The 13,464-nt window shown below is 70.1% G+C and carries 13 protein-coding genes and 1 pseudogene; 5 read left to right on the top strand and 9 right to left on the bottom strand.

Annotation, left to right across the window (positions count from 1 at the left end; all coding sequences use genetic code 11):
- Position 1 precedes the first annotated feature (1 nt).
- Both H7A72_RS10315 and H7A72_RS10310 read right to left on the bottom strand, forming a co-directional pair.
- Complete coding sequence (locus H7A72_RS10315; protein WP_072625014.1) at positions 2–205, bottom strand: YbdD/YjiX family protein; 204 nt, start codon at positions 203–205, stop codon at positions 2–4.
- Positions 205–2,470 (bottom strand): annotated as a pseudogene (locus H7A72_RS10310) (carbon starvation CstA family protein). The gene H7A72_RS10315 and the pseudogene H7A72_RS10310 overlap by 1 nt, the downstream one beginning before the upstream one ends.
- A 104-nt stretch (positions 2,471–2,574) precedes the next feature.
- Here H7A72_RS10310 and lpdA point away from each other — a divergent pair.
- A complete protein-coding gene (gene lpdA, locus H7A72_RS10305) occupies positions 2,575–3,972 on the top strand; it encodes a dihydrolipoyl dehydrogenase (RefSeq protein WP_185220470.1) in 1,398 nt (465 codons plus the stop codon).
- Between the two features lie 77 nt (positions 3,973–4,049).
- Here lpdA and H7A72_RS10300 read toward each other — a convergent pair whose 3' ends face one another.
- Positions 4,050–5,453, bottom strand: a complete 1,404-nt coding sequence (locus H7A72_RS10300) for a sugar porter family MFS transporter (RefSeq protein ID WP_185220469.1) — start codon at positions 5,451–5,453, stop codon at positions 4,050–4,052.
- A 193-nt stretch (positions 5,454–5,646) separates the two neighbouring features.
- On the opposite strand from H7A72_RS10300, the gene rpsO reads away from it, so the two are divergent.
- Positions 5,647–5,916, top strand: a complete 270-nt coding sequence (rpsO, locus tag H7A72_RS10295) for a 30S ribosomal protein S15 (protein WP_072625011.1) — start codon at positions 5,647–5,649, stop codon at positions 5,914–5,916.
- Between the two features lie 169 nt (positions 5,917–6,085).
- Positions 6,086–8,458 carry a polyribonucleotide nucleotidyltransferase gene (locus tag H7A72_RS10290; protein WP_084452357.1) on the top strand — a complete coding sequence of 791 codons (2,373 nt, stop codon included), beginning with the start codon at positions 6,086–6,088 and terminating at the stop codon, positions 8,456–8,458.
- Between the two features lie 106 nt (positions 8,459–8,564).
- Here the strand turns inward: H7A72_RS10290 and H7A72_RS10285 are convergent, their stop codons facing one another.
- Positions 8,565–9,170, bottom strand: coding sequence for a hypothetical protein (locus tag H7A72_RS10285; RefSeq protein ID WP_185220468.1), 606 nt, complete (start codon positions 9,168–9,170; stop codon positions 8,565–8,567).
- A gap of 389 nt (positions 9,171–9,559) precedes the next feature.
- Between H7A72_RS10285 and H7A72_RS10280 the strand changes: the two genes are divergently transcribed.
- A complete protein-coding gene (locus H7A72_RS10280) occupies positions 9,560–9,808 on the top strand; it encodes a hypothetical protein (RefSeq protein WP_143445597.1) in 249 nt (82 codons plus the stop codon).
- Positions 9,809–9,887: 79 nt separating this feature from the next.
- Here the strand turns inward: H7A72_RS10280 and H7A72_RS10275 are convergent, their stop codons facing one another.
- A complete protein-coding gene (locus H7A72_RS10275; protein ID WP_185220467.1) occupies positions 9,888–10,031 on the bottom strand; it encodes a hypothetical protein in 144 nt (47 codons plus the stop codon).
- Between the two features lie 115 nt (positions 10,032–10,146).
- Here H7A72_RS10275 and dapB point away from each other — a divergent pair, with 115 nt between their 5' ends.
- The gene (gene dapB / locus H7A72_RS10270) at positions 10,147–10,887 is read left to right on the top strand and encodes a 4-hydroxy-tetrahydrodipicolinate reductase (protein WP_084452361.1); all 741 of its coding nucleotides are present in this window, start codon (positions 10,147–10,149) and stop codon (positions 10,885–10,887) included.
- A gap of 45 nt (positions 10,888–10,932) precedes the next feature.
- On the opposite strand, the gene H7A72_RS10265 is transcribed toward dapB, so the two are convergent.
- The 4 genes from H7A72_RS10265 to H7A72_RS10250 are packed head-to-tail and all read right to left on the bottom strand — an operon-like array spanning position 10,933 to position 13,239.
- Positions 10,933–11,253 carry an AzlD domain-containing protein gene (locus H7A72_RS10265; RefSeq protein WP_185220466.1) on the bottom strand — a complete coding sequence of 107 codons (321 nt, stop codon included), beginning with the start codon at positions 11,251–11,253 and terminating at the stop codon, positions 10,933–10,935.
- Positions 11,250–11,972 (bottom strand): AzlC family ABC transporter permease, encoded by a 723-nt coding sequence (locus H7A72_RS10260; protein WP_185220465.1) that lies wholly within the window; start codon positions 11,970–11,972, stop codon positions 11,250–11,252. The genes H7A72_RS10265 and H7A72_RS10260 overlap by 4 nt, the downstream gene beginning before the upstream one ends.
- Positions 11,969–12,517: a GNAT family N-acetyltransferase gene (locus H7A72_RS10255; protein ID WP_084451327.1), complete on the bottom strand. Its 549-nt coding sequence runs from the start codon at positions 12,515–12,517 to the stop codon at positions 11,969–11,971. Before H7A72_RS10255 ends, H7A72_RS10260 begins: the two co-directional genes overlap by 4 nt.
- Positions 12,517–13,239: an enoyl-CoA hydratase-related protein gene (locus H7A72_RS10250; RefSeq protein ID WP_084451326.1), complete on the bottom strand. Its 723-nt coding sequence runs from the start codon at positions 13,237–13,239 to the stop codon at positions 12,517–12,519. Before H7A72_RS10250 ends, H7A72_RS10255 begins: the two co-directional genes overlap by 1 nt.
- Positions 13,240–13,464: the final 225 nt, after the last annotated feature.

Below are 13,464 nucleotides of genomic sequence, written 5' to 3'. Positions count from 1 at the left end.
CTCAGCAGCAACGCGTGCCGGGGTTGCGCTCCTGCTCCGCGTAGTGGGCCCGCCAGAAGTCGGCCCGTGCCGGCACCGGCCGCTCCGGGTGCACCCGGCGCAGGTGCTCGACGTAGCGCTCGTAGCGGTCGGCCCCGGTCACCCCCGACACGAAGCGGCCGATCCGCCGCACCACGTCGAAGGGGGTGGCCGTCGCCGCGCTCATCAGTGGCCGCCCTTGGCGGCGGGCGAGGGCTCCAGGCCCGCCTCCCGCCACTCGGCGAGGACCTGCTTCTCCTCGGGGGTGGCCATCGGGCCCGAGGGCGCGAAGATCCGCGACGGGACGCCCTCGGTCTCGCTCGTCGGTAGCCCGCCGTTGCGCACGGCGCGCACCAGGACGACGACGGCCGCGGCGACGACGATGATGACGAGCACGGCGAAGACGATCGACAGGGTGCCCTGGACGAGCGAGTTGAAGATGATCTTGTCCATGTCGGCCGGGGACGCGGCGCCGGTGAGCAGCTCGCCCTTGTCGCGCGCCTCCACGAAGGCGTCACGCTGCGCGAAGTAGCCGATCTTTGGGGTTGCTGCTGAAGATCTTCAGAGCGGATGCCCACAGGGTGATGAGCAGGTCCCACACGAGCGCGATGCCCGGGATCCACGCCCAGCGCAGGTTGCCCTGCTTGACGATGATCGTCGTGACGACCGCCAGCGCGATCGCCGCCAGGAGCTGGTTGGCGATGCCGAAGAGCGGGAAGAGGGTGTAGATACCGCCGAGCGGGTCGAGGATGCCCATGACGAGGATCGACCCCCACCCGGCGACGACGATGAGGCTGCACAGCCAGGCGCCCGGGCGCCACGACGGGTCCTTGAAGCGGGCCATGCCGGGGACATTGCCCAGGGCGTCGGAGAACATGAAGCGCGCGACGCGAGTGCCGGCGTCGACCGTGGTGAGGATGAAGAGCGCCTCGAACATCACCGCGAAGTGGTACCAGAAGGACTTCAGCGACTCGCCACCGAAGACGCTCATGACCTCGCTCATGCCGAAGGCGAGCGTCGGGGCGCCGCCGGTGCGGGAGATGATCGTCTCCTCGCCGACGCTGTCCGCGGCCTGCTGGAGGGTGGCCGCGTCGACCGGTGGCACGGGCCCACCCGACGGGGTGCTGAGCGGCAGGCCGTTGACGTAGTCGGCGGCGCTGCCCGGCTCGCCACCGGTGAGCGCGACCGGGGCGTTCATCGCGAAGTAGATGTGCTGGTCGATGCTCACGGCCGCGACCATCGCCATCACGGCGACGAAGGACTCGGTGAGCATGGAGCCGTAACCGATGAAGCGGGCCTGGCTCTCCTTCTCGATGAGCTTGGGGGTGGTGCCCGAGGAGATCAGCGCGTGGAAGCCGGAGAGGGCGCCGCAGGCGATGGTGATGAAGAGGAAGGGGAAGAGCGACCCGGCGAAGGCGGGACCGGTGCCCGTCGACGCGAACTCGGTGACCGCCGGCATCTTCACCTCGGGGCGCGCGACGAGGATGCCGATCGCGAGCAGCGCGATCGTGCCGACCTTCATGTAGGTCGACAGGTAGTCACGGGGGGCGAGGAGCAGCCAGACCGGGAGCACCGACGCGGCGAAGCCGTAGCCGATGAGCAGCCAGGCCAGCGTGATCGGCTCGAGGGTGAAGGTCTGCGACAGCGTCGGGTGCTCGGCGACCCAGCCGCCACCGATGATGGCCGCGACGAGCAGGGCCACGCCGATGAGCGAGACCTCGCCGACCGCGCCGGGCCGCAGGTAGCGCAGGTACAGGCCCATGAAGAGCGCGATGGGGATCGTCATCGCGATGGAGAAGACACCCCAGGGGGAGTGGGCCAGGGCGCCGATGACGACGATGCCCAGGACGGCGATGAGGATGAGCATGATGGCGAGCACGCCGACGATCGCGGCGGTGCCCCCGACCCGTCCGAGCTCGTCGCGGGCCATCTGCCCGAGGCTGCGTCCGCCGCGTCGGATCGACAGGTGCAGGACCATGTAGTCCTGCACCGCTCCGGCGAAGACCACGCCGACGACGATCCACAGGGTGCCCGGCAGGTAGCCCATCTGGGCGGCGAGCACGGGGCCGACGAGCGGCCCGGCACCGGCGATCGCGGCGAAGTGGTGCCCGAAGAGCACCCGCCGGTCCGTCGGCATGAAGTCCTTGCCGTTTTCGAACTCCTCTGCGGGAGTGGCGCGCTCGTCGCGCGGCTTGAGCACCTTGTACTCGACGAGCCGGGCGTAGAAGCGGAAGCCGATGATGTAGGTGCACACTGCGGCGAAGACGAACCAGACGGCGTTGACGTGCTCGCCCCGGACCACGGCGATCATCGTCCAGCCGACCGCCCCGAGCAGGGCGATGAGCGCGAAGACGAGCTTCTCCCTTCCGCTCACCGTGTGTGGCGTGCGGACGGCGACGGGGGGACGACCGGGGTCGGTGCGGACCGTCGTGACGCCGTCCCGTTCGTCCATGACGGTGCTCGATGCGCTGCGCTCGCTCATCCTTTCCTTCGTCCACGTCGTCGTGATCAGGGCTGTGTGCCGAAGGTAACGCAGTCATGGCTAGGCTGTCGGACATGGCTGATTTCGACGTCGTTGTGCTCGGTGCTGGACCCGGTGGCTATGTGGCGGCGATCCGCGCCGCGCAGCTCGGCAACAAGGTCGCGGTGATCGAGAAGAAGTACTGGGGCGGTGTCTGCCTCAACGTGGGCTGCATCCCGAGCAAGGCGCTCATCAAGAACGCCGAGCTCGCGCACACCCTGACCCATGACAAGAAGAAGTTCGGCATCGAGGGCGACGCCACGATGTCCTTCGGCCCGACGCACGCGCGCTCCCGCCAGGTGAGCGCCGGCATCGTCAAGGGCGTCCACTTCCTCATGAAGAAGAACAAGATCACCGAGATCGACGGCTGGGGCACGATCACCTCCGGCAACACCGTCGACGTCGCCCTCAACGACGGCGAGACCAAGACCGTCTCCTTCGACAAGCTGATCATCGCCGCCGGCGCCACCACCCGCATGCTCCCCGGCGTCGAGGTGAGCAAGAACGTCGTCACCTACGAGGAGCAGATCCTCGACGAAGACCTGCCGGGCTCGATCATCATCGCCGGCTCGGGCGCCATCGGCGTCGAGTTCGCCTACGTGCTCAAGAACTTCGGCGTCGACGTCACGATCGTCGAGTTCCTCGACCGGATGGTCCCCACCGAGGACGCCGACGTGTCCAAGGAGCTGGCCAAGCACTACAAGAAGCTCGGCGTCAAGGTCATGACGAGCACCAAGGTCGAGTCCGTCGAGGACACCGGCTCCGGCGTCAAGGTCACCGTCACCCCGGCGAAGGGCGGCGACGTGCAGGTCCTCGAGGCCGACCGCCTCCTGTCGGCGATCGGCTTCGCCCCGCGCACGCAGGGCTACGGCCTGGAGTCGATCGGTGTCCAGCTCACCGAGCGCGGCGCCATCGAGATCGACGAGTACTGCCGCACCAACGTCGACAACGTCTACGCCATCGGTGACTGCACGGCCAAGCTCATGCTCGCCCACGTCGCCGAGGCCCAGGGCGTCGTCGCCGCCGAGCACATGAACGGCGCCGAGACGATGCCGGTCGACTACGACTTCATCCCGCGCGCGACTTACTGCCACCCGCAGATCGGGTCCTTCGGCTACAGCGAGGAGCAGGCCAAGGAGAAGGGCTTCGACGTCAAGACGGCGACCTTCCCCTTCACCGCCAACGGCAAGGCCATGGGCCTGGGCGACGCGGTCGGCTTCGTCAAGGTCGTCGCCGACGCCGAGCACAACGAGATCATCGGCGCCCACATGATCGGCCCCGACGTCACCGAGCTGCTGCCGGTCCTCACGCTCGCGCAGAAGTGGGACCTCACCGCCGACGAGGTCGCCCGCAACGTCTTCGCCCACCCGACCCTGTCCGAGGCGGTCAAGGAGGCCGTCGAGGGCATCGCGGGGCACATGATCAACCTCTGACCCACGCGACGAGGGGCCCCGGGACGGATCCCGGGGCCCCTCGTCGTGCCCGGGGAGGCGGTGCCCGGGGAGGCGGCTCAGGCCATGTCCTCCAGCTCGACCCCCTTCGTCTCCGGCACGAAGCGCAGGACGAAGAGGAGGGAGAGCAGCGCGAAGACGGTGTAGAAGCCGTAGGCGAACCACAACCCCACGTCGGCCATCGAGGGGAAGGTCGTCGAGATGACGAAGTTGGCCAGCCACTGGGCGGCCGCGGCGATCCCGAGCGCGAGGCCACGGATGGTGTTGTTGAACATCTCGCCGAGCAGCACCCAGACGACCGGCCCCCACGAGACCCCGAAGAAGACGACGAACGCGTTGGCGGCGACGAGCGCGATGAGCGCGGCGTCGTCGGTCAGGTTGGGCTGCCCGTCCACGAGCCGGGCCTGGCTGAAGATCCACGCCATGACCCCCAGGCTGGCCGTCATCCCGGTCGAGCCGATGAGCAGCAGCAGGCGGCGGCCGATCTTGTCGATGAGCGCGATGGCGACGAGGGTGACGACGATGTTGGTGACCGACGTGATGACGGTCTGCTTGAGCGCGTCGTCCTCGGTGAAGCCGACGGACTGCCACAGCGTCGACGAGTAGTAGAAGATGACGTTGATCCCGACGAACTGCTGGAAGACCGATAGGGCGATGCCGATCCAGACGATCGGCAGCAGCCCGCCACCGGGCTTCCTCAGGTCGGCGAACGAGGAGCGGGCCTCGCGGACGATGGTCCGCTTGATCTCGCTGATCCGGGTGTCGATGCCGTCGACGAGGACCTGGCCCAGGACGTCCCGGGCGCGCTGCTCGTCCCCGACCCTGATGAGGAAGCGCGGCGACTCCGGGATCGTCACGGCCAGGACGCCGTAGGCCACCGCCGGCAGGGCCTCGGCGAGGAACATCCAGCGCCACGCGTCGAGCCCGAAGGCCATCGGCTCGTTGGAGCCGCCGGCCGCCGCGGCGATGGCGAAGTCGGAGAGCAGCGCGACGAAGATGCCCGTGACGATGGCCAGCTGCTGCAGCGACCCCATCCGACCCCGGATCGCGGCGGGGGAGATCTCGGCGATGTAGGCGGGGGCGATGACCGAGGCGGCGCCGACGCCGACGCCGCCGACGACCCGCCAGAAGATCATGTCCACGGGCCCGAAGGCCAGGCCCGATCCGATCGCGGAGAGGGTGAAGAGCACGGAGGCGATGACCATGATCCGGATGCGGCCGATCCGGTCGGCGATCCGCCCGGCGAGGTAGGCGCCGAGCATGCAGCCCAGCAACGCCGAGGAGACGACGAACCCGGTGAGGGCCGAGGGCATGCCGAAGTCCTCGCGCATGGCCCCGACCGCCCCGTTGATCACGGCGGTGTCGAAGCCGAAGAGGAAGCCGCCGAGGGCTGCGACCAGGGCGAGCTGGATGACCCTCGCCGTGTGGTACGCGCCGGGTGTCGCCGTCGTCGATGAGCTCATGGTCAACCTCTCCCTCGGGGACGTGACAGCCACGCTAGGGGCGCAGCGTCGGTTCTTGCGGATTAGGGCCCCGGCGGAACTCGCTGCTAATCTTCAACGGTTGCCGTGAGAATCGGCCGCGGATCCACAGAGCCCCGGTGAACCAGCCCGGGCGCGCCGCGCAACAACCCCAGAGAAGGAGCAGTGTCGCAGCATGCCGCTGACCGCTGACGTCAAGAAGCAGATCATGGCCGAGTACGCCACCGTCGAGGGCGACACCGGCTCCCCCGAGGTGCAGGTCGCGCTGCTCACCCAGCGCATCAAGGACCTCACCGAGCACTCCCGCGAGCACAAGCACGACCACCACAGCCGCCGCGGCCTGCTGCTGCTCGTCGGTCGTCGTCGCCGCCTCCTGCGTTACCTGGAGAGCACCGACATCGAGCGCTACCGTGCGCTGATCAAGCGCCTCGGCCTTCGCCGATAACAGCTTCGTGGAGAGCGGTTCCCGCCAAGGGGGCCGCTTCTTCGCGTATCCGGGGGGAATCTCCCTTCGGCACAACTGAAGAGACCCACAACTGAAGATCGTCACAGCAGAAGACCTACCGGGGCACAACGACGATGCTCCCGGTTCGCAGAGAGAAAAGGAGGACCCGATGGAGGGTCCTGAGATCACCGCCGCCGAAGCCACCATCGACAACGGCTCGTTCGGCACCCGCACCATCCGGTTCGAGACCGGTCGCCTCGCCAAGCAGGCTGGAGGCGCGGTCAGCGCCTACCTCGACGGCGAGACCATGCTCCTGTCGACCACGACGGCCGGCAAGACCCCCAAGGACCACTTCGACTTCTTCCCGCTGACGGTGGACGTCGAGGAGCGGATGTACGCCGCCGGTCGCATCCCCGGCAGCTTCTTCCGCCGCGAGGGTCGTCCGGGCACGGACGCCATCCTCACCTGCCGCCTCATCGACCGCCCGCTGCGCCCGACCTTCAAGAAGGGTCTGCGCAACGAGGTCCAGGTCGTCATCACCGTGCTGTCGGTCCACCCGGACCACCAGTACGACGTCCTGGCGATCAACGCCGCCTCGGCGTCGACGCAGATCTCCGGCCTGCCCTTCTCGGGCCCGATCGGTGCCGTCCGCGTCTCGCTCATCGACGGCCAGTGGGTTGCCTTCCCCAACTTCAGCGACATCGAGCGCTCGACCTTCGACATGGTCGTCGCCGGCCGCGTCGTCGGTGACGACGTCGCGATCATGATGGTCGAGGCCGAGTCCACCGAGTCGACGTGGAACCTCGTGAAGAACGAGGCCAAGACCGCGCCGACCGAGGAGGTCGTCGCCGAGGGGCTCGAGGCCAGCAAGACCTTCATCAAGGTCCTGTGCGACGCCCAGGCCGAGCTGGCCCGGGCGGCCGCCAAGCCGGTCGAGGACTTCCCGATCTTCCTCGACTACCAGGACGACGCCTACGCCGCCGTCGAGCAGGTCACCTCGGCCGACCTCGCGACCGCGCTGACGATCGCCGGCAAGGCCGAGCGCGAGGAGCGCCTCGACGAGATCAAGGAGGCCATGAAGGCCTCGCTCGCGGGCACTGAGGAGGCTCCCGGCGAGTTCTTCGGGCGCGACAAGGAGCTCTCGGCGGCCTACCGCTCGGTGCAGAAGGCGCAGGTGCGCCAGCGCATCCTGCGCGACAAGGTCCGCATCGACGGCCGTGGCCTCGCCGACATCCGCGCCCTGGGCGCAGAGGTCGAGGTCCTGCCGCGCGTGCACGGCTCGGCGCTCTTCGAGCGCGGCGAGACCCAGATCTTGGGTGTCACCACGCTCAACATGCTCAAGATGGAGCAGCAGATCGACTCGCTCGGGCCGGTCACCAAGAAGCGCTACATGCACAACTACAACTTCCCGCCCTACTCGACCGGTGAGACCGGCCGGGTCGGCAGCCCGAAGCGTCGCGAGATCGGCCACGGCGCGCTCGCCGAGCGTGCGCTCCTGCCGGTGCTGCCCCCGCGCGAGGAGTTCCCCTACGCGATCCGCCAGGTCTCCGAGGCCCTCGGGTCCAACGGCTCGACGTCGATGGGCTCGGTCTGCGCCTCGACGATGTCGCTGCTCAACGCCGGTGTGCCGCTGCGCGCCGCCGTGGCCGGCATCGCCATGGGTCTGGTCTCCGACGAGGTCGACGGTGAGACCCGCTACGCGGCGCTCACCGACATCCTCGGTGCCGAGGACGCCTTCGGCGACATGGACTTCAAGGTCGCCGGTACCCGCGAGTTCGTCACGGCCATCCAGCTGGACACCAAGCTCGACGGCATCCCGGCCTCCGTCCTCGCCGGTGCGCTGACCCAGGCCCGTGACGCGCGGATGCACATCCTCGACGTCATGAACGAGGCCATCGACGCGCCCGACGAGATGGCGCCGACCGCGCCGCGGATCATCACCGTCCAGGTCCCGGTCGACAAGATCGGTGAGGTCATCGGGCCCAAGGGCAAGATGATCAACCAGATCCAGGACGACACCGGCGCCGACATCAGCATCGAGGACGACGGCACCGTCTTCATCGGTGCGGTCGACGGCCCGTCGGCCGATGCTGCGCGCAACGCGATCAACGCCATCGCCAACCCGCAGATGCCCGAGGTCGGCGAGCGCTTCCTCGGCACCGTCGTCAAGACGACGACCTTCGGCGCCTTCGTCTCGCTGACGCCGGGCAAGGACGGCCTGCTGCACATCTCCGAGGTGCGCAAGCTCGTCGGTGGCAAGCGGATCGACGCCGTCGAGGACATCCTCGGTGTGGGCCAGAAGGTCCAGGTCGAGCTCAAGGAGATCGACCCCCGCGGCAAGCTGAGCCTCGCCGCCGTCCTCACCCCGGAGCAGGAGGCCGAGCTGGCCGCCGGCTCCAAGGGCGATGACGAGGGTGGCCGCGGTGGTCGCCGTGAGGGTGGCCGTGACGGCGGTCGCCGTCGTCGCCGCCGTGGCGACAACGACTCCGGCGAGTCCGCCGAGACCGAGTCGGCCGACGCGGGCGAGTCGCAGGACGACTGACCGCACGGTTCCTGACGAAGGGGGCCGATCCTCCAGCTGGAGGGTCGGCCCCCTTCGTCGTGCTCGCGGATGAGGGCGCGGCACGGGGCGAGCGCGTGGCTCCGGCTCAGCGCAGGGTGAAGCCGCGTGGCTGGCCACCCGAGGGGTGGGAGTTCTCGACCCACCGGTCGACGGCCTCGGTGTCGATGCTCTGCAGGGCCTCTCGTGCGGCGGGCGCATTGCCGCCCCTGACCTTGCAGTCGAGCGAGCCGGAGCGGATCGTGCAGTCGAGGGTGGAGCCCGGGTGCTGCTCGCGCAGCAGCGCGACCCCCTCGAGCCACCAGGCGATGGGTGCCTTGTCCACGGGCGCCAGGTAGTGCACGTCGGCGGTCGAGTCGAGACCGCGGATCGACCAGTCGGAGCCGCTCCAGCCGTGGGAGACGTTGGCCAGGCGGGTCGCCGACGCGGACGGGGTGTCGAGGATGGCCTGGTCGAAGACCACCTCCGACGTCACGGTCCGGATGCGCCCGCTGCCGGGCACCGGGTTGCTGTCGACCTCGACCTCGCTGACCCCCGGGATCGCCTCGACCTGCTCGGCGAAGGTCAGGGGGCGGGGGTCGGGGCGGGTGGCCGCCTGGTATCCCAACCACCCCAGCCAGGCCGCCAGGAGCGCGATCGTCACGACGACGGAGACGCCGACGAGCGGCGATGTCGTGGATCGACCGGTGCTCATGCGCCATCTCCCTGGGTGTCTCTCTGGTGGGGGTCCATCATCACCCACGCGGCCTCGCCTGTGGACAAGCGACGCGCACAACCGGCGCGTCGCTCATACCGTGGGGCGAACGTCGTTGCGACGGCGCCGAACTCACGCCACACCCCAGGGGGGAACCCTGAAGCCGCTACGCCTGCTCGTCGGATTCATCGCGGTGCTGCTCGTCATCGCCGGCGCGACGGTCACCGTTCTGCTCGGACCGGACGACACCTGGGGCGGTGAGCCCGAGGCAGTGCCCGACGCCAAGCCGGTCATCGTCTCCGGTCCGCAGTTGCTCGACGTCGCCGGGCGACCACTCGGTGAGCCCCTGGGGCGGCCGTGCCGATGGGCGCACGGAGCAGGACGGCCCGGTGCGAGTGCTGCGTGTCAAGCAGGGTCTGCTCGTCATCACGAACAAGCAGTGGGAGCGCAACCTGTACCTCGAGCAGGGATTCGAGTGGAAGCAGGCAACGCGCGAGCGCAAGATCCACGGTCCCCATCACCGTGACCTGGTCTACGACGAGCACTACCTGCTGTCGGCTGCCATCCTCATCCCCGACTCGGGGGCGCCCTCGGTCATCGGCAGCGACGGGGAGAGGGTCCTCGAATTCCCCCGCTGAGTGGGTTGGTCGGGCATGAGGAAGCCCCCGGCACCGTGCGGTGGCGGGGGCTTCCCGGCGTGGGGGAGCGGTCGCTCGGTCAGGCCGCGTGGCGCGCGGTGCGACGGGTCTCGTCGATCCAGCGCATCTCCATGCGGGTCCGGCCGTCCTTGCCGCGCACGGCGACCCAGGTGCAGATCAGCTTCGGGGCGGTGCGGGTGCTCTTGATGGTCGTCACGGTCATGTCGGACACCTCCTGTTCATGTTCTGTTCACCTACGACACTAACACCAAGGTGAACACAAGGTGAACGACGCGCCGGGTGAGCCGCTGATCGGGCGTCTTCGTAGGCTGACCCCCATGACGATGAAGGTGGCAGTGATCGGCGCCAAGGGGCGCATGGGTGTGACGGCCTGCGAGGCGGTCGACGGCGCGTCGGACCTCGAGCTGGTCGGGCGCTTCGACGAGGGCGACGACCTCGGCGACCTCGGCGGTGCCGACGTCGTCGTCGAGTTCACCGTTTTGGCCGCGAGCGAGCGCAATGTGCGCCACTGCGTCGAGCGGGGTGTCCACGTCGTCGTCGGCACCTCCGGTTGGACCGATGACCGGGCCACCCAGCTGCGCACCGAGGTCGAGGCGAAGGGGGGAGTGGGCGTGCTCATCGCCCCCAACTTCGCCATCGGTGCCGTGCTGATGATGCAGTTCGCCAAGCAGGCGGCGCGCTTCTACGAGTCGGTCGAGGTGGTGGAGCTGCACCACCCGCGCAAGGTCGACGCACCGAGCGGCACGGCCACCCGCACGGCGGAGCTGATCGCCGCCTCGCGCGCCGAGGCCGGGCTGGGGCCGGTCCCCGACGCGACGACCGAGGACCCCGACGGTGCCCGTGGCGCGAGCGTCGAGGGCGTCCCGGTCCACGCGGTGCGCCTGCGCGGTCTGGTGGCCCACCAGGAGGTGCTGCTCGGCAACGAGGGCGAGATGCTGACGATCCGTCACGACTCCTTCGACCGGGTCTCCTTCATGCCCGGGGTCCTCACCGGTGTGCGTGAGGTCGGCAAGCACCCGGGTGTGACCGTGGGCCTGGAGCACGTCCTCGGTCTCTGACCGCCCGCTGCCTGACCGTGAGCCGTCCCGACGGGTCTGCGCCGGTCAGCCCCAGCCGAGGGCGCGCAGGCCCGCGGCGAGTGCAGCGGCGGCGAAGATCACGACGACGAAGTTGGCCCGCAGCCACAGCAGCACGACCGCCAGGGCCACGGCGGCGAGTCGGGCATCGATGACGATCCCGTCGTCACCGCCGGCGGTCTGCGTGACGACGAGTCCCGCCAGGAGGGCGACGGGCAGCAGCCCGATGACCTTGGACCGGCGCCGTCCGTCGACGAGCGATTCCGGCACGAGGTAGCCGACGAACTTCGTGGCGTAGCCGAGGATGCACGCGGCCAGGACGCAGACCCACAGGGCCGTGGCGCTCACAGCAGGTCCCCCTCGGGCTGCTCGATGTCGTGGGCGCTGCTCGGCCCGGCGGAGGCGAGGCCGACCACGACGGCCGCCACGGCCGCGAGCAGCACCGGGACGCCCGCAGGCATCGGGGCGAAGCTGATCAGCGCGATCAGGGCGGCTAGAGCCGCGGTGACCTGACCGGTGCGATCCCTCAGGCGCGGCCAGATGAGCGCCACGAAGGCCGCCGCGGCGGCGGCGTCGAGACCCCACACCCGCGGGTCGCCGATGGCATTGCCGACGAGGGCGCCGACGAGGGTCGACAGGTTCCAGAAGACGTAGACGCCCAGACCTGCGGCCCAGAAGCCGGTGCGCTGCACCTCCGGCTCCTCCTGGGCCAGCGCGACCGCCGTCGACTCGTCGATCGTCAGGTGCGCGGCGCCCGCCCTTCGCCATCCCGTGAGGCGCAGGACGCGGGCGAGCTGGAGACCGTAGAGGCCGTTGCGGATCCCGAGGAGGGTGGAGGTCGCCACGGCCGTGATCGGGCTGCCGCCGGAGGCGATGATGCCCACGAGGGCAAACTGCGACCCGCCGGTGAAGAGCAGGAGCGAGAGCGCGACGGTCTGCCAGACGTCGAGCCCGGCGGCGATGCCGAGGGCGCCGAAGCTCACCCCGTAGACACCGGTGGCGAGACCGACCGAGATGCCCTGCCGGCGGGCGGCTGCCTGCTCCGCGGCGAAGGGGGTCGCGCTCACGACGGCGAGTCCGTCAGTGCCGCGACGAGCCGCACCTCCCGCGCGGTGTGGCCGTCGGGGGAGACGACGCGGTCGCGGAAGGCGCCGTCGGGGACGAGGCCGGCGCCGGTGAGGAACCCCCGCAGGTCCTCGTGCTCGACGAGGCACCACGTCGCCACGTGCTCCGCACCGGCCTCGCGCAGCAGGTCGACCGCGGCGTTGACCAGCCGCGAGCCGTGGCCCTGGCGCCGGTGGCCGGGGTGGATCCCGAGCGCGGAGATCTCGCCGGTGGTCTGGCCGGCGTCGGGGTCCTGGCTCGGGCCGATGGAGGCGAAGCCGACGACCTCGTCACCGGCGCACGCCACGAGCAGCCGGTAGACGCCGGACGGTGGGGTGCGCAGGGACTCCTGCCACGCGGACTCGAAGGCGCGTGGGTCGAAGCTCGCGTGCACCTGCGGCGGGACGACGCCGTCGTAGGCCTGCTGCCAGACGAGTGCCTGGACCCGGCCGACGGCCGGGGCGTCGTCGGGCCCGGCGGTGCGCACGCTCGCGTCGGCGGCCACCATCAGCGTCCCTCGAAGCGCGGCGTGCGGCGCTCGCCGAAGGCGCGCTGCCCCTCCGCGAGGTCGGAGCTGGCCCAGGCCCGGGAGAAGGCCGCGGAGTAGGCCTCGTCGGGAGCGGGGCTGGATTTCATGCCGATCTTGGACCCGGCCTGCGACAGCGGCGCGAGGGGCACGGCCGACCGGGCCAGGTCGAGAGCGGCGTCGAGGTCACCGCGGAGCTGGGCGAAGCCGAGCCGCCACGCGTCGTCGCCGTCGAGCACGGCCGCGGTGAGCACCATGTGCCGCGCGGCACCCTCGCCCCAGAAGCGGGCCACCCGGTCGAGCGTCCACTGGTCGACCATGAGGCCGAGCTTGGCGACGGGCACGGCGAAGCGGGCCCGCTCGCCGACCACCCGCAGGTCGCAGGCGACCGCGAGCTGCATGCCCAGCCCCATGCACGACCCGGAGATCGCGGCGATGGTCGTGATCGGCACGGCGGCGAGGTGCTGAAGGACCTCGGCCAGCCGCACGGTGAAGGAGACGTCCTCGAGCTCGGTGAGGTCGGCACCCGCGCAGAAGTGCCCCTCGGCCCCGGTGAGGACGAGCGCACGGGCCCCGCCGTCGACCGCCGCGACGACGGCCGAGTGCAGCTCCTCGAGCGTGGCCAGGTCGAGCGCGTTGCGGCGGTGCGGGCGATCGATCGTCAGGGTGGTGACGGCGTCGTGGGTCTCGCTGAGGATGGGCACGGCGTCAGCATACGGAGGGCGCGAAGGGGGAGCCGAGCCCCCTTCGTCCTGCAGGACCCGCCGGCCATTGCTACGGTCGAAGGCAGGGACAGCAGCAACCCGTAGGGGTCTGCAGGACAAGGGATCTGGCGCGGGTGACGTCCTCCCACACGCCCATCACACCCATGCCTGTCAGGGGGCTCGCGGACCTACGCGGCGTCGACGACGTGCACGCCGGCCGTCGGG

The sequence above is a fragment of the Janibacter sp. YB324 genome (assembly GCF_014217915.1).
Taxonomy (GTDB): Bacteria; Actinomycetota; Actinomycetes; order Actinomycetales; family Dermatophilaceae; genus Janibacter; species Janibacter indicus.
This window is presented reverse-complemented; position numbering and strand designations above follow the sequence as displayed.

What these genes read in the sequence shown, in the direction of transcription:
- lpdA (WP_185220470.1), top strand. Translation starts at nt 2,575, where the DNA reads ATGGCTGATTTCGACGTCGTTGTGCTCGGTGCTGGACCCGGTGGCTAT.
- rpsO (WP_072625011.1), top strand. Translation starts at nt 5,647, where the DNA reads ATGCCGCTGACCGCTGACGTCAAGAAGCAGATCATGGCCGAGTACGCC.
- H7A72_RS10285 (WP_185220468.1), bottom strand. Translation starts at nt 9,170, where the DNA reads ATGAGCACCGGTCGATCCACGACATCGCCGCTCGTCGGCGTCTCCGTC.
- dapB (WP_084452361.1), top strand. Translation starts at nt 10,147, where the DNA reads ATGACGATGAAGGTGGCAGTGATCGGCGCCAAGGGGCGCATGGGTGTG.
- H7A72_RS10275 (WP_185220467.1), bottom strand. Translation starts at nt 10,031, where the DNA reads ATGACCGTGACGACCATCAAGAGCACCCGCACCGCCCCGAAGCTGATC.
- H7A72_RS10315 (WP_072625014.1), bottom strand. Translation starts at nt 205, where the DNA reads ATGAGCGCGGCGACGGCCACCCCCTTCGACGTGGTGCGGCGGATCGGC.
- H7A72_RS10300 (WP_185220469.1), bottom strand. Translation starts at nt 5,453, where the DNA reads ATGAGCTCATCGACGACGGCGACACCCGGCGCGTACCACACGGCGAGG.
- H7A72_RS10255 (WP_084451327.1), bottom strand. Translation starts at nt 12,517, where the DNA reads ATGGTGGCCGCCGACGCGAGCGTGCGCACCGCCGGGCCCGACGACGCC.
- H7A72_RS10290 (WP_084452357.1), top strand. Translation starts at nt 6,086, where the DNA reads ATGGAGGGTCCTGAGATCACCGCCGCCGAAGCCACCATCGACAACGGC.